Origin of the sequence: Mucilaginibacter lacusdianchii, assembly GCF_009770985.1 — a bacterium.
In the GTDB taxonomy this organism is placed as follows: Bacteria; Bacteroidota; Bacteroidia; order Sphingobacteriales; family Sphingobacteriaceae; genus Mucilaginibacter; species Mucilaginibacter lacusdianchii.
This window is the reverse complement of record NZ_WSRW01000002.1, coordinates 976,346-997,765: the sequence shown is the minus strand read 5'-3', so window position 1 is coordinate 997,765 and position 21,420 is coordinate 976,346. Positions and strand designations below refer to the sequence as shown.

Annotated in this window: 15 protein-coding genes; 14 read left to right on the top strand and 1 reads right to left on the bottom strand. The window is 41.5% G+C overall.

The window, feature by feature from the left end; all coding sequences use genetic code 11:
- The first annotated feature begins 11 nt into the window (after positions 1-11).
- The 4 genes from GPM24_RS11235 (at position 12) to GPM24_RS11220 (ending at position 4,072) form a co-directional block, all read left to right on the top strand.
- Positions 12-869: a CheR family methyltransferase gene (locus GPM24_RS11235; protein WP_158826847.1), complete on the top strand. Its 858-nt coding sequence runs from the start codon at positions 12-14 to the stop codon at positions 867-869.
- A gap of 14 nt (positions 870-883) precedes the next feature.
- Complete coding sequence (locus GPM24_RS11230) at positions 884-1,381, top strand: chemotaxis protein CheD (RefSeq protein WP_158826846.1); 498 nt, start codon at positions 884-886, stop codon at positions 1,379-1,381.
- A 1-nt stretch (position 1,382) separates the two neighbouring features.
- Positions 1,383-2,456 carry a protein-glutamate methylesterase/protein-glutamine glutaminase gene (locus GPM24_RS11225; RefSeq protein WP_158826845.1) on the top strand — a complete coding sequence of 358 codons (1,074 nt, stop codon included), beginning with the start codon at positions 1,383-1,385 and terminating at the stop codon, positions 2,454-2,456.
- A 470-nt stretch (positions 2,457-2,926) separates the two neighbouring features.
- Positions 2,927-4,072 (top strand): acyltransferase family protein, encoded by a 1,146-nt coding sequence (locus tag GPM24_RS11220; RefSeq protein ID WP_158826844.1) that lies wholly within the window; start codon positions 2,927-2,929, stop codon positions 4,070-4,072.
- Between the two features lie 114 nt (positions 4,073-4,186).
- Here the strand turns inward: GPM24_RS11220 and GPM24_RS11215 are convergent, their stop codons facing one another.
- Entirely contained in the window at positions 4,187-4,546 is a 360-nt protein-coding gene (locus tag GPM24_RS11215) for an RNA recognition motif domain-containing protein (protein ID WP_158826843.1), read from the bottom strand.
- Between the two features lie 342 nt (positions 4,547-4,888).
- Here GPM24_RS11215 and GPM24_RS11210 point away from each other — a divergent pair, with 342 nt between their 5' ends.
- The 10 genes from GPM24_RS11210 (at position 4,889) to GPM24_RS11165 (ending at position 21,418) form a co-directional block, all read left to right on the top strand.
- Positions 4,889-6,601 (top strand): arylsulfatase, encoded by a 1,713-nt coding sequence (locus GPM24_RS11210; RefSeq protein ID WP_158826842.1) that lies wholly within the window; start codon positions 4,889-4,891, stop codon positions 6,599-6,601.
- A 43-nt stretch (positions 6,602-6,644) separates the two neighbouring features.
- Entirely contained in the window at positions 6,645-9,113 is a 2,469-nt protein-coding gene (locus GPM24_RS11205) for a glutaminase family protein (RefSeq protein ID WP_158826841.1), read from the top strand.
- A 212-nt stretch (positions 9,114-9,325) separates the two neighbouring features.
- The gene (locus GPM24_RS11200) at positions 9,326-10,390 is read left to right on the top strand and encodes a formylglycine-generating enzyme family protein (RefSeq protein ID WP_233268799.1); all 1,065 of its coding nucleotides are present in this window, start codon (positions 9,326-9,328) and stop codon (positions 10,388-10,390) included.
- A gap of 141 nt (positions 10,391-10,531) precedes the next feature.
- A complete protein-coding gene (gene susR, locus GPM24_RS11195) occupies positions 10,532-12,232 on the top strand; it encodes a SusR family glycan utilization regulator (RefSeq protein ID WP_158826839.1) in 1,701 nt (566 codons plus the stop codon).
- A gap of 290 nt (positions 12,233-12,522) precedes the next feature.
- Positions 12,523-15,480 (top strand): SusC/RagA family TonB-linked outer membrane protein, encoded by a 2,958-nt coding sequence (locus tag GPM24_RS11190; protein WP_158826838.1) that lies wholly within the window; start codon positions 12,523-12,525, stop codon positions 15,478-15,480.
- A 7-nt stretch (positions 15,481-15,487) separates the two neighbouring features.
- The gene (locus tag GPM24_RS11185) at positions 15,488-16,975 is read left to right on the top strand and encodes a RagB/SusD family nutrient uptake outer membrane protein (RefSeq protein ID WP_158826837.1); all 1,488 of its coding nucleotides are present in this window, start codon (positions 15,488-15,490) and stop codon (positions 16,973-16,975) included.
- A 12-nt stretch (positions 16,976-16,987) separates the two neighbouring features.
- The gene (locus GPM24_RS11180; protein WP_158826836.1) at positions 16,988-18,067 is read left to right on the top strand and encodes a SusE domain-containing protein; all 1,080 of its coding nucleotides are present in this window, start codon (positions 16,988-16,990) and stop codon (positions 18,065-18,067) included.
- 42 nt (positions 18,068-18,109) lie between these two features.
- Positions 18,110-19,486: an alpha-amylase family glycosyl hydrolase gene (locus GPM24_RS11175; protein WP_158826835.1), complete on the top strand. Its 1,377-nt coding sequence runs from the start codon at positions 18,110-18,112 to the stop codon at positions 19,484-19,486.
- A gap of 76 nt (positions 19,487-19,562) precedes the next feature.
- Positions 19,563-20,915 carry an alpha-amylase family glycosyl hydrolase gene (locus GPM24_RS11170; protein ID WP_158826834.1) on the top strand — a complete coding sequence of 451 codons (1,353 nt, stop codon included), beginning with the start codon at positions 19,563-19,565 and terminating at the stop codon, positions 20,913-20,915.
- 125 nt (positions 20,916-21,040) lie between these two features.
- Positions 21,041-21,418 (top strand): hypothetical protein, encoded by a 378-nt coding sequence (locus tag GPM24_RS11165; RefSeq protein WP_158826833.1) that lies wholly within the window; start codon positions 21,041-21,043, stop codon positions 21,416-21,418.
- The last annotated feature ends 2 nt before the right edge of the window (positions 21,419-21,420 follow it).

The window sequence follows — 21,420 nt, the reverse complement described above, 5'->3', positions numbered from 1 at the left end:
AGGCAGCGTATATGAATTACACTACACCACATAAGCCGCTGGACTTAGGTATGACTAATACCGATTTTAGCCGTCTTAGTGCCTTTATTTATAAGCATTACGGCATCAAGCTGCCTCTATCAAAAAAGCTGATGCTGGAGGGCCGGTTGCACAAAAGGCTAAAATTGTTGAACTTAAGTTCATACAAAGCGTACTGCGATTATGTGTTTAGTGAAGATGGGCAACAGATGGAATTAATTCCGATGATGGACTTGGTAACCACCAACAAAACAGATTTTTTTAGAGAAGCTGTTCACTTTAATTTTTTGTTTGAGGAAGTTTTGCCAGTACTGTCTAAACAATTGCCGGTAGGCAAACCTTTCAGGGTTTGGAGTGCAGGTTGCTCTACCGGTGAAGAACCATATACATTGGCCATGGTATTAAGCGAATACCACCGTAAAAATACCGAGTTTGATTATCAAATATTAGGTACAGATATATCTACCCGCGCATTAAATGCTGCTGTTACAGCCGTTTATCAGCAAGAGAAGGTTACACCTGTACCGTTGTCATTTAAACAAAAGTATTTGCTTAAAAGCAAAGATCCACAAAACAAAACAGTACGCATTGTGCCCGAACTGCGCTCAAAAGTGAATTTTGAACGGCTAAACTTTATTGAAGATAGTTACAGCGCCTTACAAAGTTTTGATGCCATATTTTGCCGGAATGTGCTTATTTATTTCGACCGTCAAACTCAGGAAAGTGTTATTCAAAAGTTGTGTTTGCAGCTTAAAGCCGGAGGGTTTTTATTTCTAGGTCATTCAGAATCGGTTGCTCAGATGGATTTACCGTTAGTACAAATCAGGCCTACCATATTTAGAAAGGTTTAACAATTACCGGTTCAATGAAAAAGTTTTATCTACTGCCGGGAGCAGTGTTTGCAGACAGGAAGCCGCATATAGTTGATACCATATTAGGGTCTTGTATTGCCGTGGTGCTTTGGGACGCTGTATTGCAGTTTGGTAGTATTAATCACTTTATGCTGCCGCAGTGGAACGGCGAGGGAACGCCGGCAAATAAATACGGAGATGTTGCCATCATTAACCTCATCAAACAAATGGAAAAGTTAGGCAGCTTAAAAGCAAACTTAAGGGCAAAAGTATTTGGTGGAAGTGTAACGCATAACAGTAACGGCATTTTTCAAATTGGGCAGCGAAATGCTGAAATGGCTTTTGCTTTGTTAAAAAACCAAGGTGTTCCGGTTGTTAATTATAGCGTTGGCGGCAAACAAAGCAGAAAAATTATATTTTATTCTCAAACCGGCGATGTGCTGGTTAAATTTTTGAAGCCATTGTATCCGGCAACAACCTCATCCCTAAACGCAAACATTCATCGTCCGTAATATGAATCAGCAGGTTAAAGTTTTAATTGTGGATGATTCTGCTTTGTTCAGGCAACTCCTTAACAAACTACTGAGCGCTGATCCGTTAATTACAGTGATAGGTACCGCCGCCGATCCATTTATAGCGGCCAATAGGATATCTAAGCAGGTTCCGGATGTAATTATTCTTGATTATTATATGCCGAGAATGAACGGTATTACTTTTTTGAAGAAGATTATGTCGCAGCACCCGATACCTGTCGTTTTTTTAGCTGATATCGATACTGAAGGTAGTGATATAGCTTATAAAGCCTTGGAATACGGTGCTGCCGAAGTGCTGTCTAAAGAAATGTTTGCCACGTCTGCCAGTATGGAAGAAGCATCCTTAAAAGTAAGGGAGGCTGTTAAAGCGGCGGCCATAAGCAAGCCGAAAAAGAAATTTTTTGGTGATATGCCAGTTGTTACGCCTAAGCTTTCGGCCGATGCAGTGTTGCAGCCGTTAAAATCCAAAAGCCTGACTACTCAAAACAAGATAATTGCTGTAGGTGCTTCCACAGGTGGCACCGAAGCTATAAAGGTGTTTCTAGAAGCGTTGCCTCATGATGCACCCGGAATTGTAATTGTACAACATATGCCTGAAAATTTTACTAAAGCATTTGCCGAGCGTTTAAACGATTTGTGCCAAGTGAGGGTAAAAGAGGCTGAAGATGGCGACTTAATAACAGCCGGATTGGCATTGATAGCGCCAGGCAACCAGCATATGCTGGTTAAACGCAGGGGCTTGCAGTACTATGTAGAATTAAACAGTGGTCCGTTAGTTAACAGGCATCGTCCATCAGTGGATGTGTTATTTCGCTCGGCGGCCATATATGCGGGGCAGAATTGCATCGGTATACTCATGACGGGGATGGGTGACGATGGTGCCAAAGGGTTACTAGAAATACTCGAAGCTGGCGGCAAAACAATAGCGCAAGATGAGCAGTCATGTGTGGTATTTGGCATGCCCAAAGAGGCAATTGAGCTTGACGCCGCTGAGCACGTACTTTCACTTCATGAAATATCAAAATACGTTGTGCAGGTAAGCGCGCGGTTTTGAAATATTATATAATTAAAGTAGTAATAGATTTATAGTTTAGTTTAAATTAACTTAAAATTAAGGGTTGCCGCTTTTTAGATTTTATATTTCCTTCCCTAGATATGATATGTTATAGGTGCTTCTGAATTTCAAGTCTTTTATTGAAGTTTCTTATTGGTAAAAAAAATTAAAATCAAATATAATAAGTACTGATTTTAAGATATTTTCTTCTCAACAACAATTTGTTGTTTTGTATAATTCGGGCTTTTGTTTTTTTGATGTAAGTATCTGTTTTATAATTATTTATTATAAAATTTAATTCAGTAGTGTGAGAAAGTGTGTTATACATAAAATTTCTCACTTAGATTATAACCCTATTTATAGCGGGTTAAAAATTAACTTTGTCAGCATCAGCCTACTCAATAAAATTGTCACTAATCATATCTGAGCAAAAGGCAAAACATTATTTATCAATAGTCACCTATAAAACTATGAAGAATAAATTGATGCAGATTGCCTCGCCGGATAATGTCTTAACTGATTCAGATTTAAATTATAAGTTAAAGATAAATCCTGTAAATGTTAAAACCGATTATCCTTTTGTAGATCTGATCAGGTTTATCTCAATGATTGGGATAGTTTGGGCACACATTGATTTGTTTAACAAAGATGAAAGCATCGTTCAGAAATTTTTGACGGATGATCATTACATGCAGTTTTACATTCCTTTTAAGCAGCTATTTAAGTTTGCTGTCATCTGCTTTTTCATGATATCCGGCTATCTGCTTGGCGATAAAATCCAAACATCAAACTCCGTTGTGTATTTTAAAAACAGGTTTGGCAGTACTGTAAAACCATACCTGATAGCTTTTTTACCATTTTTAGGTATAATGGTTATAAAAGCATATGTTTTTAATCATGTTATAACAGATACTAATTCTTTTGCAAGTCTTGTCAAATATTGTATGTTCCAAACCCTGTTTTGGTATTTACCTAATTACCTGATTTGCCTGTTTATTATATTATTATTCAAACCGTATTTAAATTCAATATATCTGGGTTTGGGCTTGCTGCTGATAACTTTAGTGTATATGGTGCTAAATGTTTATACCATAACGTATGCAGATCAGCACACCAAAGCTATGTTCGGATTTGTATTCTATTTATGGCTTGGGGCATATATCCGGCACAACAATCTGGTTTATGATATTAGAAAAATACCCTCCGGTATTTTAATTGCTATAACTGCGGCCCTGTTCGTTTTATCAAGCCTGGAATCGTATTGGTTATATTTGAATAAGCTGTCGTATTTTCATATTCTCCGAATCTTCAATCAGTTGTATTCGGTTAGTATGTTTGTTTTGCTGGTTAACCTTTGCCGGTCAAAAATTAACTTCGGGCCGTTTAATCCGCGTAAAGAGACATTTGGTATTTACCTGTATCATAGCTTTTTTATATATTTTATTATACCTAAAGTTATCACTTTGGGTGAGCAATATTTGGGCATCAAACTTTATAATTACACTACCGGACTGCGTTTAGGTATCATAACGTTATATTTTGTTGCCTGTTACATTTCAACCGTGCTGTTGGTGAAAGCATTTCTTCGGTTTAAGTTGGCTTACTTAAACTTTTAGGCTTAATGGTTTAAAATTTTATTAAAATGTCTGAAAGCTAAGTGCTTTAACAAACAAAGTCATCCGGTAAGGATGACTTTGTTTGTTATTAATCATTAAAAGTTGCAAACCAACTTACATTCTGGGTCTTCTTGGCCTTTTATTAGCCGTGTCGCTTTCTCTGCGAGGGCCTTTTGAAAAACTGTTTGTACCGCCAAAGCTGCGTTTAGGAGCCCTGATGGGGGCAGCGGGTTTCTCTTCACTTATTTTTACATTTAAGTTTCTGTCACCCATTGGGGTACCATCCAATGCGGCAATAACATTTAATGCATCTTCTTCTGTTGCCATTTCAATGAATGCATAACCTTTACAGGTACCGGTTTTACGGTCGCGAACAATTTTAATGGTACTCACCGTGCCATGAGGGCTAAAGAGTTTGGCGAGGGTCATTTCGGTGATATCAAGCGGAAAGCCGCCTACAAATAATTTTATCATAGGTGTTGTGCCTGTTAAGGATCAAAATATCTAAATTTTGTTTAAATATTTAGTGCAAAAGTACAAATTTCTGCTAAGGCTAATATCACTAATGATTAATTGCGATGTATTCAGATAATTAATTGTGAAATCAATTGGTATAGAATAAGTATCGTAAATAATAAAAACGGAATAGAGTAGGAGTACCCGTTTATTAGCTAATAATTACTGCCATGCGTTTTAGCAAAAAATGTTTCATTTTTTGCTAAAACGTTTTATCTTGCACATCTCTTATGTGTGGTTATAAACCGTATTAATCCAGCTTTTTAGCATAACTGTTTTGTTCTGCATTTAATTAATCCTATGAAAAAAGTTGTTTATGGATCGGGCTGTTTAATTGCCCTCGCATGTGTAGGTATATTAGGTGCTTTTAAAAAGCATAATACGCTAACGCCTCCGAAAACAAAAAAGCCTAATATTGTAGTTATCCTGGCAGATGATATGGGGTTTTCGGATATCGGTTGTTACGGTAGCGAGATCCATACTCCCAATATTGATTATCTGGCAAAAAATGGAATACGGTACACTCAATTTTATAACACGTCGCGTTGTTGCCCCACCCGCGCTTCTTTGCTTACCGGGTTGTACAACCACCAGGCAGGCATTGGTAAAATGACGGATGCCGAAGACGAACCAGGCTACCGCGGATACCTTACCGATAATGCGGTTACACTGGCCGAGGTGTTAAAATCTGCCGGTTATCATACAGCCATGTCGGGCAAATGGCATGTTTCTAATACCAACGGGCGTCCAACCCCGCAGGAGCAAATGGACTGGCTGAATCATCATAAAGAGTTCTGTGAGTTTTCGCCTATAAGCCAATATCCAACCAGCCGTGGGTTCGAAAAGTTTTTTGGCACCATTTGGGGCGTGGTCGATTTCTATGATCCGTTTAGTTTGGTAAGCGGTACCAAGCCTATAACCAAGGTGCCTAAAAACTATTACCATACCGATGCTATTAACGATACAGCGGTATCATACATTAAAGAATACGCTAAGTCTGACAAGCCATTCTTTTTATACGTGGCCGAAAATGCGCCGCATTGGCCTTTAATGGCAAAGCCTCAGGACATAGCCAAATATAAAGATACCTATAAGGCAGGGTGGGATGCTATTCGCAAAGCCCGTTACAACAGGATGGTGCAAATGGGTTTAATCAATCCGGCAACCACAAAACTGTCTGATAGATGGAATAGTGACTTAAGCTGGGCCAATAATCCAGACAAAGATTGGGATGCCCTGGCGATGGCCGTGCATGCTGCCATGATTGATTGTATGGACCAAGGAATTGGCCGTATCATCAACGCCTTAAAGCAAACCGGACAGCTGGATAATACCTTAATCGTATTTTTAACCGATAACGGTGCCAGTGCCGAAAATTGTGCGGCTTACGGACCGGGCTTTGACCGGCCTAACGAAACCCGCGATGGCCGAGCCATTGTGTATGCTACCAAAAAGCAGGCGTTACCTGGTCCCGAAACTACATATTCATCTATAGGAGCGCGTTGGGCTAATGTGGCTAATACGCCGTACGAGTATTGGAAAGCCGAATCATACGAAGGTGGCATCCACACACCTATGGTTGCCTTTTGGCCTAAGGGGATTTCGGTAAAAAGGGGAGGATACAGCAACCATGTAGGGCATGTGATGGATTTTATGAGCACGTTTGTACAAATGGCCGGTGCGCAATATCCATCTAAATACAAAGGTCATCAAATAACACCCACTACCGGTACCAGTTTGATGCCGTCGTTTAAAGGCGTTAACAGCAAGGGGCACGAAGATTTGTTTAACGAACATTTCGGTGCCCGTTATGCCCGTCAGGGCAATTGGAAGCTGGTGTCACTTAGCAATGACACCACATGGCATTTGTACAATTTAACGCAGGATAAAACCGAAACAATGGATTTGGCTCAGCAAAATCCACAAAAAGTGAAAGAACTAAAGTTGTTATGGCGCCAATGGGCCGATACACATCGTGTATTTCCGAAGCCAGGTCGCAACAAATCAGAATAAGCACGTTATCATAAAAGTTATAAACTCATCATATCAGTAAAACATGAAATGTTTCAAAATTCCCGTCTTAGCAGCAGCACTATTGGCAAGTTGCTTTGGTGGCGCAAAGGCGCAGGTAACTAAGTTGCCGGCGTATCCGCTTATTACACACAATACTTATTTAAGCATCTGGTCAAACACAGATACGTTGAATGCCGAGATTACCAAACACTGGACCGGTACCGACCAACCCTTACTGGGATTGATTAGTGTAGATAAAAACGTTTACCGTTTTTTAGGCAAAGAGGTAAATCATTATAAAACGCTGGCCGCAGCGTCAGATGAAAAGCCTTATCAGTGCAGATTTACAGAAAAAGAGCCATCTGCCGGCTGGAGCAACGCCAGTTACAACGATAACGCCTGGACGGCAGGAACCGGCCCTTTTGGTGATGCCAACGACGGAAAACGTACCAAGTTCATCAAAAATATCTGGCTTCGCCGCGAGTTTACATTAACTGATTTGGATGTTAATCAGCTGGTTTTGAAACTGGATCATGATGACAATACCGAAGTATATTTAAACGGAACTGAAGTTTATAAGAAAACAGGTTGGACACATGATTATGAACTAATTCCGCTAAAAGCTGAGTTTAAAAAACTACTTAAAAAGGGGAAAAACGTATTAGCCATTCATTGTACAAATACTGCGGGTGGTGCATCATTAGATGTTGGCTTGCTGGATTTGTTGAAGGTAAAATTAGCTAACCGTATACAAGCTGCCCGGCAGTTGAGTGTGAACGTGAGTGCTACGCAAACTACCTATCAGTTTAAATGCGGAACCGTTGATTTGGGATTAACATTTACTTCGCCTTTATTGATGAACGATTTAAAACTGTTCTCAAGGCCTGTATCTTACATTACTTACAAAGCCAAGGCTAATGATGGTAAACAGCACGACGTTAAAATTTATTTCGGCGCATCAACAGATATTGCGGTAAATAAGTCTACTCAGCAAGTAGCTGCACAAAAATATACCAGCGGTAATTTAGCGGTACTCAAAGCCGGTACCACCGAGCAGCCTGTGTTGCAAAAGAAAGGTGACGATTTACGGATTGACTGGGGATACATGTACCTGGCTGCTCCGCAAAGCGAACGCCCGGTGCAGTACATCACGCAAAGTGCCGAGTCGGTTAACTCGTTTTTTGTGGGTAACTACAAATCTACCTTTACCAAAGGTAAGCAAGGTGTTTTAAATACCGTGTTGCCGTTGGCCAAGGTAGGCAAAACAGCTGTAGAAAGTTATTTGATGCTGGGTTATGATGATTTGTATTCGGTTCAATACTTTAAGCAGAACCTGCAACCTTACTGGAAAACTGCAAAAGGCGCTACCATCAACACGGAGTTGGCAGCAGCAGCAACCGAATATAAAAATGTAATGGCAAAGTGTAAAGCTTTTGACGAATCGGTTTACAAAGACACTAAAAAATCAGGCGGCGAAGAGTATGCCCGTTTGTGTGTAATGGCTTACCGCCAGGCTATTGCGGCCCACCAACTGGTGAAAGCGCCAAGCGGCGAGTTGCTGTTCTTATCTAAAGAAAACTTCAGCAACGGTTCTATCAATACTGTAGACGTAACTTACCCATCGGCACCACTGTTTCTGCTTTACAATCCCAAGTTAATGGAAGGAATGTTGAATGGTATCTTCTATTATAGCGAAAGTGGTAAATGGACCAAGCCTTTTGCAGCACACGATTTAGGTACTTATCCATTGGCCAATGGTCAAACTTATGGTGAGGATATGCCGGTTGAAGAAGCGGGTAATATGCTGATTTTAACAGATGCCATTGCTCATGCGGAAGACAAGGCCGATTATGCCAAAGCACATTGGAAAGTATTAACTACCTGGGCTAAATACCTGTTAGAAGCAGGTTTAGACCCGTCTAACCAATTATGTACCGATGACTTTGCCGGTCACTTGGCCCGCAATGCAAACTTGTCGGTTAAAGCTATTGTGGCTATTGGTTGTTACGCTGATTTGGCCGAGCAATTGGGCTACAAAGAGGTGTCTCAGCAATACTATAACGAAGCACGCAACATGGCCAAAAAGTGGATGGAGTTGGCCGATGCAGGCGATCACTACTCGCTGGTATTTGAGCGTAAAGATACCTGGAGCCAAAAGTATAATTTAGTTTGGGATAAAATTTTAGGCTTAAAATTGTTCCCTAAGGAGGTTTACAATAAAGAGATTGATTATTATTTAACCAAGCAAAATCCTTATGGCTTACCACTGGATAGCCGTAAAACCTATACCAAATCTGACTGGATTACCTGGACGGCTACCCTAAGCCGCAAGCAATCTGATTTTGAGGACTTGATAAAGCCGGTTTATAAATATGCTACCGAAACCCCGTCAAGGGTTCCGATGAGCGACTGGCACGAAACCAAAGACGGTAAAATGATTGGTTTCCAGGCACGAAGCGTGGTAGGTGGTTATTACATCAAACTACTTGATGATAAATTAGAGAAACGCTAACAAACCTATCTTACAACAAACTAAAAATGGAACTCAAAAGGTTCCATTTTTTAGTTTTATCTTTCCGGCTTAGCAATATCTTATTGCAAAGAAAATTGCTGTGGTAGAAAGACGTTGGGCATATAAACATGTATTTGTATAGACTAATAATTATATTTCTGCTTGCTTTAAGCATTAACATGTATTGGGGCTGCAAACCAAAGCCGGCTAAAGTGCAAAAGACTACTGTGTTTTCTCATGCCAAAAAAGCAGCTATTTGTTGCGAAAGTAATTTACCCAAGCGTTTTGCAAGCCTGTCGGCTGGCGAAAACGAAAGTTCGTTAAGGAAGCCTAATGTGTTAGCCACTCATGCAGGTATGCAATGGATTCCCGGCGGCAGTTACCAAATGGGGGGCGATAACCATCAGGCTATGGAAGACGAATACCCCAAGCACACCGTAAAAGTTTATGGTTTTTGGATGGATAAAACAGAAGTAACCAACGCCCAGTTTACCCGTTTTGTAAAGGCTACCGGTTATATTACCACAGCCGAAAAGAAGGTAGATTGGGAGGAACTAAAAAAACAACTACCACCCGGCACGCCTAAACTTCCTGACAGCGAGCTGGCACCCGCCTCGCTGGTGTTTAAAGCTACTAAAACTCCTGTTAATTTAGCCGACTACAGCCAGTGGTGGGAATGGAAGCAAGGTGCAAACTGGCGACATCCGCAAGGACCCGGTAGCAGTATAAACGGCAAAGATAATTACCCGGTGGTACAAGTGTCTTGGCAGGATGCTGCGGCTTACTGCAAATGGGCTGGTAAGCGCCTGCCTACCGAAGCAGAATGGGAGTGGGCAGCCCGCGGCAAACTGAGAAACAACATCTATCCCTGGGGTAACGAGCCGGTGAACGCAGGTAAGCTAAAAGCTAATATCTGGCAGGGCCAGTTCCCATACCATAATACTATTCAGGATGGTTATTACCGTTTAGCGCCAATAGCTTCTTTTCAGGCTAACGGGTATGGTTTGTATGATATGGCAGGAAATGTTTGGGAGTGGTGCCAGGATTATTACAATGCCGGTTATTATAAACAAACGTCTGCAAATAACCCCCAAGGGCCATTAAAAAGCTATGATCCCGAAGAGCCTTACGCCGTTAAACGTGTTATTAGGGGCGGTTCTTTTTTGTGTAACGATAGCTATTGCTCTGGCTTTAGAGTGAGTCGCCGGATGAAAAGTACAGAAGATAGCGGTATGGAGCATTTGGGGTTCAGATGCGTAGCCTCGGCAAATCAATAAGCAACATCTCGGTCCAGACTACTTACAGCCAGACGGTTAAATATTTTTATGATTGTAAAAGCAGAATAGTACTTTTACCTTTCCAATTGTAAACAAAGAATTTTTCCACGCTTAATTGTACGTATGCCAAGCTGTAGTAAGTTGAAATCTATTCTATTCATTTTGCTGATTTCGGCTCTTGTTCAGTTTTTTTTGGCAGATGAGTTAAAAGCTGCTGAAAAGTCCGATAGTTTACAAAAGGTTTTGAATAAAGAGTTGGACAGTAAACGGCAGTACGAGCAAGAAAAACTTCAGGAAATTAAAAGTTTAAAAAAGCGTCTTGCTGCTGATTTTAACTCACTTAACGGCCGATACGCAAGCTATAAGCTGTTATTTAACGCTTATAAATCTTTTGTTCATGATTCGGCTTATGTGTATTGTAAAGCGCTCAACAACTGTGCGCATCAATTAAACGACCCGGTAAAAATAAACGAAGCCAGGATAAACATGAGCTTTGTGCTAGTATCCGCCGGATTATTCAGAGAAGGGCTGGATACCTTAAACTCCGTAAAAGCCAGCTATCTAAATCAAACGCAGCGTTACGAGTATCTTTTTCTGCAGGCCAGAAGTTATTTTGATATGGCCGATTTTTACAAAATCAAAGATTACTATAACAACTATTATTCAAAAGGGATACAATACTGCGATTCTATCATTACCCGTTGGCCTGTTGGTTCTTACGAGTCGTTATCGGCTATCGGCTTAAAATCTATTCGTAAAGAAAATCACCTGTCGGCATTAAGTGCTTACAAACAAATACTTAAAATACCCCAATCATATCAAGATAGCGCCATTAACTTAAGTTGTTTAAGTTATATATACTTCCGTCTCAAAAAAAACGAGGAAGGAGCATCAGCTTTAATTAAGGCTGCACTTATTGACAATGCACATTCCACTAAAGAGTCGGTAGCCTTAACGAACCTGGCCAATTATTATTACGAGCAAGGTAATACCAAGGCCGCTTTTAATTACATTAACAATGCCATTGCCGATGCCAATTATTATGGGGCCCGTCATCGCGAGGCGGCTATCAGCAATATTATGCCGCTTATTGAGAGTGAAAAGATTAACGGCATAGAAAAGCAGAAAAAATCGTTAATCATCTATGCTTCCACAATTACTTTCCTCATTATCGTAGTAATTGTTTTTGCATTCATCACGCTTAAGCAGCTTAAAAAACTGAGAATAGCCGATCAGGAAATTATTAACAAAAACAACGATTTAAATGAGGCCAATAAAGCCTTATTGCAGGTTAATACCAACCTGGATTCCGCCAACCGTTCCTTGTCCAAAATGAACTTGAAGCTGGACGAGGTAAACATGATAAAGGACGAGTATATCGGCTACTTTTTCAATATTCACTCTGATTACATTGAACGGATTGACCGGTTGAAGCGTACAATCGAAAAAAACATTAAAGACAAAAGCTACAGTGAAGTGTTACACATCCTGCAAAAGCTGAATACAAATTTTGAGCGCGAAAACCTGTCGCATAGTTTCGATAAAGTGTTCCTGTCGTTGTTCCCAAACTTTGTGGAAGATTTTAATGCGCTATTTGATGAAGGACATCGCATTAAACTAAACGATGGGCACCTGCTGAATACCGAACTTCGTATTTTTGCGCTCATCAGGCTGGGCATTGATGATAACGACAGTATTGCCAAAATTCTAAACTACTCTGTCAACACCATTTACACCTACAAAACGAAAGTCAAGAACAGATCTTTTGTTCCTAACGACGAATTTGAAAGCCGAATTACGCATATAAAAGCCGTAAAAGAAGTAGTAGATATTGGTCACTAAAAATTACTTCAGTAACACTCGTTTTAAGTAAGTTAATCTCTACAGTCAATCTTAAATACCTGTGAAAGGTAGCTTACCTGCATATATAGATACTATAATTATCTATATATCAGGCACTAATGTTGTTTGGTAATACATTGATTACTAGTAGATTGTCTTGTTTAGCTTGTTTGTATTTTCAATATACGGCCTTTCGCAACTTGTTGTAATGCTAGTCTCGCTAGTATTTTTGAGCATGGCTATTTTCTAGAATTGAGCCAAATGCTTTTTACCAATTAAAACCGTATTAAATGAACAAAATTTACTTATTTAAGTATGGCCTGGCCATGCTGTTTTTCTTTTGTGCGCTATCTTCATTTGCGCAGAATGTGTTTACCGGAAGAGTGCTTGATGAAACTAATCAGCCTTTGCCGGGAGCTACGGTGCGTGTAAAAGAAACCGGCCAATCAACCGTAACCGATAACAACGGAGCGTTTACTATCCGTAATATTGCACAGGCATCGGTTACCATTTCGGTTAGCTTTGTAGGTTACGATGTTACCGAAAAAGCAATTACACAAGGCCAGTCGGCTACAGTACAGTTAAAGCCCAATTCACGGTCGCTTACAGATGTGGTTGTAGTGGGGTATGGTACTGCCCGCAAATCTGATTTAACCGGTTCGGTTTCTAACGTTGGAAGTAAAGATTTAAATCCGGGCCCCATCACCAACCCGTTGCAACAGTTAGAAGGCAAAGCAGCCGGTGTTGATATTACGCAAAGTGGCAGCGAGCCAGGCACGGCACCAACGGTACGTATACGCGGTATCACTTCACTGCAAGGCGGCAACGATCCGCTGGTGGTGGTAGATGGTGTTCAAGGTAATATGGACTTATTTAACCAAGTTCCGCCAAGTGAAATTGCATCCGTCGACATTTTAAAAGATGCTTCGGCCACAGCTATTTACGGTTCACGCGGTGCGCCGGGTGTCATCATCGTTACTACTAAAAAATCGGCAGCCGGTACAACTACGGTAGAGTATACTGAGAATTCATCTATTGATGTAATTGCAAAAAAACTACAACTGCTGAGTGCCGACCAATGGACACAACAGGCAAACGCCCAAGGTGTAGATGTATCGGCCAACCACGGTTCCAATACCGATTGGTATAACCTGCTTACCCGTAACGGTTATACTCAAAACTATTCCCTGGCTTTTGGTGGCGGTGCAAATGGCTTCAATTATCGGGCGTCATTAACGGCAATCAGCCAAACCGGTACGGTTATCAATTCAAAATTCAGCAACTACATCGGCAGAATTACAGCATCGCAAAAGGCATTGGATAACCGGCTTACCCTTACTATGAATTTAAACAGTGGTGTTAACGATTACACTTACAGTCCAACAGGTGTAGGTAACGCTGCCTTTACGTCAAATTTAATTAGTCAGGCCTATGTCTCCCGGCCAACCGACCCGGTATTTAACACAAACGGTAGTTACTATGTAGACCCGAATGTGTTTCAATATGTCAATCCCTACGCGGTTGCACAAACGGTAAGCAATGATAACCACATCAACAACCTGTTTGGCAGTTTGCGGGCCGATTTGGAAATATACAAAGGCCTATCAGCAGGTTGGTTTGGCAGCTGGCGTAAAAGAGATTCTAATAATGGTTATTATGCGCCAGCAGCATCTACCCTTACCAGTGCCGTGAGCTATAATGGCCAGGCGCACATCAACAATGACCATGTGGATGAAAGGTTGATGGATATCAATTTAACGTACAAGCGCGATTTTGGCTTAAATCACTTTGATGCTACCGTAGTTTATGAGTGGCAGCGGCAAACCTATAACGGCAGTTATTCGGCAGCCCGCGGGTTTATTAATGATATTGCTACTTACAACGCCTTACAATTAGGTACACTGGCTAATGCGCAAACAGGTGACGTGTCATCTTACAAAAATGACAGGAGTCTGGTTTCGTTTTTAGGAAGAATTAACTATTCGTATCACAACCGGTACCTGTTAACGGCAAGTTTCAGACGTGATGGGGCAACTGTTTTTGGGGCTAATAACAAGTGGGCTAATTTCCCGTCTGCATCATTAGCATGGCGTATAGATCAGGAAGATTTTATGAAGAGCCAGCACATCTTCAGTAGCCTGAAGCTGCGAGTGGGGTATGGCGTTACCGGTAATCAGCAAGGTATAGGTCCGCAAAACTCCATTGCATTGGTTGGGCTAAATCCTACCAGTCCTACCGTTTATTTCGGCGGCTCATTAATACCAAACTACTCGGCCAGCCAAAATGCCAACCCTAACTTAAAATGGGAAACCAAAAAGCAAACCAACGCAGGTATAGACTTTGGCTTTATGGACGACAGACTTACCGGTACAGTAGACGTATTTACGGCCAATACCGATAACCTATTATATAATTACACCGTACCTGTGCAGGGGCCGTTTTTAGTAGGCAACATACTGGCAAACGTAGGTAGTTTACAAAATCGCGGATTGGAACTAACGTTAAGCTACGATGTGATTAGGGGGAAAAATACCCGATTAACCCTTGCCGGTAACGGAACGCTGTTAAAAAATAAGGTGTTAAGTTTAGGTGGCAATATACAAGGCTACGATGTACCTACCGATTATGTAAGCTTAGGTTCAAACGCTTATCTACTGGTTGGAAAGCCGGTAGGCACCTACCGCATTTTACAGCATCAGGGTAAAGACGCCAACAATGCTGAAACCTATGTTGACCAGAATGGAGACGGAACGGTAGACCCTAGCGACAGGAGTCCGGACAGGGTAGAGGCAGGGCAATCGTTACCTAAGTATAATTACGCGTTTACGCCTAGCTTTACTTACAAAAATTTTGATGTATCTATGGTGTGGCGTGGTTCGGGCGGTAATAAAATTTACAATGGTCTGCGTCAGCAATTTAGTATACTTCAATACTTAGGCAAATCAAATGTGCTGCAAAGTGCTATCCCATTAGGCATCGAATCAACCCAATACAGCTCAGATCTTTGGTTAGAAAACGGTGCTTATTTAAGGTGGCAAAATTTATCTCTAGGTTACCGGTTCAATTTACGCAATGTGAAATTCGTTAACGCTTTGCGCCTGTCGTTAACCGGCCAAAACCTAGCGTTAATAACCAAATACAAGGGCCTCGACCCAGAATTGGTGGGTTCGAACCTATCAGGCGGCGATTATGGAATCTATCCACGTAACCGCACCTTCTCTGTAGGATTGAATGTTATTTTCAAATAATACGATCATGAAAAAAATATTAACAATCATTTTTATGTTAAGCCTTGCTGCCGTTAGCTGCACTAAGGTTGATGAAAATGTATACGACAAATACCAGTCGGACGAATTTTATGCCACGCCTGCAGGTGCTGATAATGCACTGGCTACCGTTTATGGAAAAATTGCAGGTACCTGGGGTAGCAATTATGCCGGCCGCGATAACTGCTGGTATGATTTGAATACCTTTGTGGCCGATGATCAGGTGATACCTCACCGTAACACCGGCGACTGGCAGCTTGATTTTGCTCAGTTATACACCCATACCTACCAGCCTAGTTTAGGGCTTATTAGTAACACATGGAACTGGCTGTATTCGTCTATCTACAGCGCTAACCTAGCTGTTGCACAGTTGACATCAGCTAACGCCGATCCGTCTAAAATTGCAGAGGCTAAGGTGCTGCGTGCATGGTTTTACTACTTGTTGATGGATGATTTTGGCGATGTGCCTTTTTACACAGATAACAATACCGATGTATCTAAAATTGCACAAACCAAACGTGCAACCATCTACAATTTCATTGTATCTGAATTAAAAGCTAATGTTGACTTGCTTTCTGAAACAAGAGGCGGCGCCTATTATGGTCGTTTTAATAAATGGGCCGGATACATGTTTTTGGCTAAAGTATACCTAAATGCCGGCGTTTATATTGGTACGCCTGCCTGGGCCGAGGCTTTGGCTGCCTGTGATAAAGTAGCATCAGGTGGGTTTACTTTGCATGCTGGCAGCGCTAATGCAGCTAGTCCGCTGGGGTACTCTTATTTCGAGCTTTTTGGCGATGTGTGCCCGGACGATGAAACTATCATGGCACTCTATTTAAAAGAGAACGTTGTAAGCGGCAACATCTATGGTATCCGAAGTTTAAACAGTGCTAATGGCATGGCGCTCATTGGTTACAATGGCTGGAATGGTACCATTATTATGAATCAGTTTTACAGCAAGTTCAACACAAATGATATCAGACGTAATCAGTTTCTAGTAGGGCAGCAGGCTAAGGGCAACACTACTTATAATCCTACTGTTTCGTCGCTTATTTCGCCGGGAGCCGCGCCTAATGATGGTATCAGAGATGTTAAGTTTTTCCCTGCCGCGCCGGTTGACGCCAGCGGTGCATCAAACGATTTCCCCATATACCGGTATGCCGATTTGCTATTGATGCAGGCTGAATGTAATGTACGTTTAGGCAACGCGTCAGCGGCTTTACCATTTATCAACAAAGTTAGAGAACGGGCCGGATTAACAGATTTAACTTCTGTAACGCTGGATAACATTTACGATGAAAGGGGCTTTGAGCTGGTATTTGAAGGCCATCGCAGGCAGGATATGATCAGATTTGGTCATTTTGAAGATGCACGTGAATTAGTTACATCAGCTATTCCTACTACTCACAGGCTATTCCCTATACCAATCAGTGCGCTTAACGCCAACCCGAATTTAAAACAGAATCCCGGTTATTAATCCTGCTTTGTGATGAAAAAAATAATATACAGTATATTTTTATTAGGCATCCTTTTTAATACCGCGTGTAAAAAGAATGCCGAGTTAACCACCTTGCAGCCGGTATCTTTTAGCGGTTCACTGCAAGCGTCTACTTCGTCGGTGGCACTTACCACGGCCAATGATACCTCGTCGGTGGTTACGCTTTCATGGCCTGCAGTAGTTTATCCGGTTAAAGCATCTGTAACCTATACACTACAGGCAGATGTGCCAACCGACACGGTGGGTACAAATGCCTGGGCTGGCGCAACCAGCATTGCTTTAGGCAAAGATGTTTTAAGCAAATCTTACAAAGGCACAGACTTAAATAACATGGCCATGGCTATGGGGCTTACAGCAGGTACACAAGGCAAGCTGGTGTTTAGGGTACAGGCCTATCAAGATAGATATGCTTACTCAAAAGCGGTTACGGTAAACGTAACGCCACATAAAACTGTGGTTGCCTACCCTGTATTATACGTTCCGGGCGATTATCAGGGTTGGAGCCCGGCAACAGCACCTACCATTGCAGCTGTTCAGGCTGATAAAATTTACGATGGCTATATTAATATACCTTCTGGCGGTACTAATCACTTTAAGTTTACCAGCGCGCCGGATTGGAACCATATCAACTATGGTGATGGCGGTAACGGCACTTTAACTACCGATGGCTTAGCCGGAGATTTGGTGGTACCCGAGCCGGGCTATTACGAGCTTTCGGCTAATTTAAATACCAACACCTGGACCTACGCCAAAACTACATGGTCTATTATTGGCGATGCTACCCCAGGTGGCTGGAGCAGTGATACGCAGTTGAAATACGATGCATCTAACAAGGTGTGGACGGTTACTGCCGATATCGTATCAACCGGATCATTTAAATTCAGGGCCAATAATGCCTGGGTGATTGATTTTGGTATAGACGCTAACGGTAAACTGGCTTACGCTGATAGCCCGGTATACGGTTACAACGCAGCCATTGGCAACATTACCGTACCTACAAGCGGAAATTATACCATCACATTAGACCTGCACGACCCAACCAACTACAATTACAAGCTGAAGAAAAATTAAATATCAGGCAGTGTTTGCACTGCCTGATTCAACCTCATTTATATGAAATTTATAACCAGACGATACCTCTTAAAAGTTCTGTTATTTTTTGCTGTTTCGATTTTTAGCTTTTGTAAAAAAGATAAAAATCAGGCGGCAGAATCGCCTTACAGTCAATACGGAACACCTTATGCCAGTGTGCCGGCTACGCAGGATGCTATTATCTATCAGGTTAATATACGTGCGTTTAGTAATGATGCCAATTTGAAAGGTGTTACCGCCCGCCTGGATTCTATCAAAGCTTTAGGCGTTAATGTGGTATACCTGATGCCTACCTACCCGGTTGGTGTATTGAAATCGGCTGGTGGATTAGGGTCACCCTATGCGGTGAAAGATTACAAAGCAGTTAACCCCGAATTTGGTACGCTGGATGATTTGCGCGCTTTGGTTGATGCAGCCCACGCCAAAGGTATGGCTGTGATGCTGGATTGGGTAGCCAATCATACCTCATGGGATAATGCCTGGATTGCCGAACACAAGGACTGGTATAAGCAGCAGAACGGTAACATCGTATCACCGGCCAATTACTCAGACGTAGCACAGTTAGATTTTACCAATCAGGCTATGCGTAGCGCCATGATAGATGCCATGCAGTACTGGGTGTACACTACCAATATTGATGGCTACCGTTGCGACTTTGCCGATAACGTGCCCATGGATTTCTGGAAGCAGGCCATAGATGCGTTGAGAGGTATCACTACGCATAAACTGATTATGCTGGCCGAGGGTACCCGTAGCGATCACTCAAAGGCTGGTTTTGATTTAGTGTATGGTATGTCTTACTATTCCACGCTATCAAGTAAAGTGTTTGCTAATGCAGGTACGGTTACGCAGCTGCAAAATGAAAATGTTAGCGAGTATGCCAGCATATTGCCCGTAACTCAAGTGCTCAGATACATCACCAATCATGATGTGTACAGCAGCGATGGCAGTCCTGTTAATTTATATGGTGGTAGAACCGGATCAATGTCAGCCTTCCTGGTAACCGCTTATATGAAAGGTGTACCCATGATTTATAATGGTCAGGAAGTTGGTACTACGCGTGATTTAAATATCTTTTACCATAATCCGATTGACTGGACTACCAACCCGGATATGACAGCCGAATACAAAAAAATTCTGAATTTCAGAAAAAGCAGTGATGCGGTGAAAAACGGACAGCTAAGCATGTTCAGCAGTGATGATGTGACTGTGTTCACCAAATCAACCGAAGTGCAAAAAGTATTAGTAATTGCCAACTTGCGTAACAGAGCGGTAACGTATACCATGCCATCTACTATAACAACAACTGGCTGGAAAAACGCTTTTACGAATACTAGTATTACGTTAAACAATCAGGTTTATTTGCAACCTTATCAGCATATGGTACTGGTTCAATAAGCCCTTAATTCTATTAAATATTATAAATTCTATCTAACAACCGGAATATTAAATGATAACCCGGCTTCCGTTAAACATGAAAAGAAAACTAACGCTGCTGGTATGTATACTGATGCTAACTGGTATACGTCCCGGCCTAACCTTCGGACAAAACTCAGGTTCAACACCGTCTCAGTATAATAAGCCCTACAAAAATGTTCCTGATAGGCGAGATGTAACCATCTATCAGGTAAACATGCGCACATTTAGTAAAGAAGGAAATTTTAAAGGCGTTACTGCCCGTTTGGATTCTATCAAAGCTTTAGGCGCTAATGTAGTATACTTAATGCCTGTTTATCCGGTTGGAATTGTAAAAACGGCCAATTCACCTTACTGTGTAAAAGATTACGTGGCTATAAACACCGAGTTTGGTACATTGAATGATTTGCGAGAATTGGTTGACGGCGCCCATCAAAGAAAGATGGCTGTACTGCTGGATTGGGTGGGTAACCATACCTCGTGGGATCACGCATGGATTACAACGCATAAAGACTGGTATAAACAGGATTCCGTTGGTAAGATTGTTAGTCCGCAGGGATGGAATGATGTAGTCCAGTTAAATTTTGACAACCAGGATATGCGCCGGGAAATGATTAGTGCCATGAAGTATTGGATATATTCCGCTAACATTGACGGGTTCCGTTGCGATTATACAGATGGCCCGCCGGTAGATTTTTGGAAACAGGCTATTGATACCTTAAAAAAGATTTCTAACCATCGACTATTAATGCTGGCTGAAGGTAAGCGTCCGGGCAACTACACTGCCGGGTTTGATTATAATTTCGGCTTTACTTTTTTTGAAAACCTGGAGGCCGTTTATAAAAAAGGTAAATCGGCTAAGGTGATAGACAGTTTGAATAACGAGAATTACATCGGCGCTACCGGCGATCAGCAAATAGTAAGGTATCTAACTAATCATGATGTTAACGGTTCTAATGGATCGGCAGTCGAAATTTTTGGTGGTAAAAAGGGTTCAATAGCTGCCTTTGTGGTTGTGGCTTATATGAAAGGTGTACCCATGATTTACAACGGCCAGGAAGTGGGCTTGCCCTACCGATTAGTTTTTCCGTTTACCTCAGCCAAAGTGGATTGGACGCTTAATCCGGATGTAACAGCTGAGTATAAAAAAATCATCGCTTTCAGGAATGCAAGTACAGCTATACGCCGTGGTAAGCTAACCTCATTTACCACAGATGATGTTTGTGCTTTCACCAAACAAGATGGCGGTAAAAAAGTACTGGTTATATCAAACTTAAGAAATATACCTTTAACGTTTACTCTGCCTGCTGGATTAGCTACCACTTGGAGAGATGCTTTTACCGGTGCTAAAACAACTTTGAATAGCACCATTAAGTTGGAGCCATATAGCTATCTGGTTTTGAAAAATTAGCGTATAACTTAGTTAGAATATTACACGAAAGAAGGATGCGAAAGCATCCTTCTTTGTTTGAGCTCATTTTAAACTGAACAACGTTGGCCCGATTTTTTGTAGTATGTTTTTATATATTTTGGCAAATGAATAATTTAAAAATAAAAGTTGAGGTGTTGCCTGATGCAGCTACAGATATGACAGCCTATCTGAATTCGTTGTTCGCAGATCATTCAAGCAACTACAACGAACTTAAATACGAAATTCAGCGAGAATTTCGCCATAATGGATCACCTGATGTAAATTCCATGAAGTTAGACCGGGTTAACTATGACCCTAAGTTGGGTAAAGGCAGCTTTAGGGTTGTGGTAGATATGAGTTATACATTTAGCTGTGAGGACGTACGGACAGAAAAGCCGAACCAAACCTCGGAATGGACTTTTGAAATAGATAAAAATGCTTCGGTCATCCAATTCCACAATTCACCTTACGCAGAAAGCCGAAGCACAGCTGATGAGTTCTAAAG

Coding starts and splice junctions, on each gene's coding strand:
- GPM24_RS11185 (WP_158826837.1), top strand. CDS start 15,488: ATGAAAAAAATATTAACAATCATTTTTATGTTAAGCCTTGCTGCCGTT.
- GPM24_RS11175 (WP_158826835.1), top strand. CDS start 18,110: ATGAAATTTATAACCAGACGATACCTCTTAAAAGTTCTGTTATTTTTT.
- GPM24_RS11165 (WP_158826833.1), top strand. CDS start 21,041: ATGAATAATTTAAAAATAAAAGTTGAGGTGTTGCCTGATGCAGCTACA.
- GPM24_RS11230 (WP_158826846.1), top strand. CDS start 884: ATGAAAAAGTTTTATCTACTGCCGGGAGCAGTGTTTGCAGACAGGAAG.
- GPM24_RS11220 (WP_158826844.1), top strand. CDS start 2,927: ATGAAGAATAAATTGATGCAGATTGCCTCGCCGGATAATGTCTTAACT.
- GPM24_RS11210 (WP_158826842.1), top strand. CDS start 4,889: ATGAAAAAAGTTGTTTATGGATCGGGCTGTTTAATTGCCCTCGCATGT.
- GPM24_RS11215 (WP_158826843.1), bottom strand. CDS start 4,546: ATGATAAAATTATTTGTAGGCGGCTTTCCGCTTGATATCACCGAAATG.
- GPM24_RS11180 (WP_158826836.1), top strand. CDS start 16,988: ATGAAAAAAATAATATACAGTATATTTTTATTAGGCATCCTTTTTAAT.
- GPM24_RS11225 (WP_158826845.1), top strand. CDS start 1,383: ATGAATCAGCAGGTTAAAGTTTTAATTGTGGATGATTCTGCTTTGTTC.
- GPM24_RS11205 (WP_158826841.1), top strand. CDS start 6,645: ATGAAATGTTTCAAAATTCCCGTCTTAGCAGCAGCACTATTGGCAAGT.
- GPM24_RS11190 (WP_158826838.1), top strand. CDS start 12,523: ATGAACAAAATTTACTTATTTAAGTATGGCCTGGCCATGCTGTTTTTC.
- GPM24_RS11235 (WP_158826847.1), top strand. CDS start 12: ATGAATTACACTACACCACATAAGCCGCTGGACTTAGGTATGACTAAT.
- GPM24_RS11170 (WP_158826834.1), top strand. CDS start 19,563: ATGAAAAGAAAACTAACGCTGCTGGTATGTATACTGATGCTAACTGGT.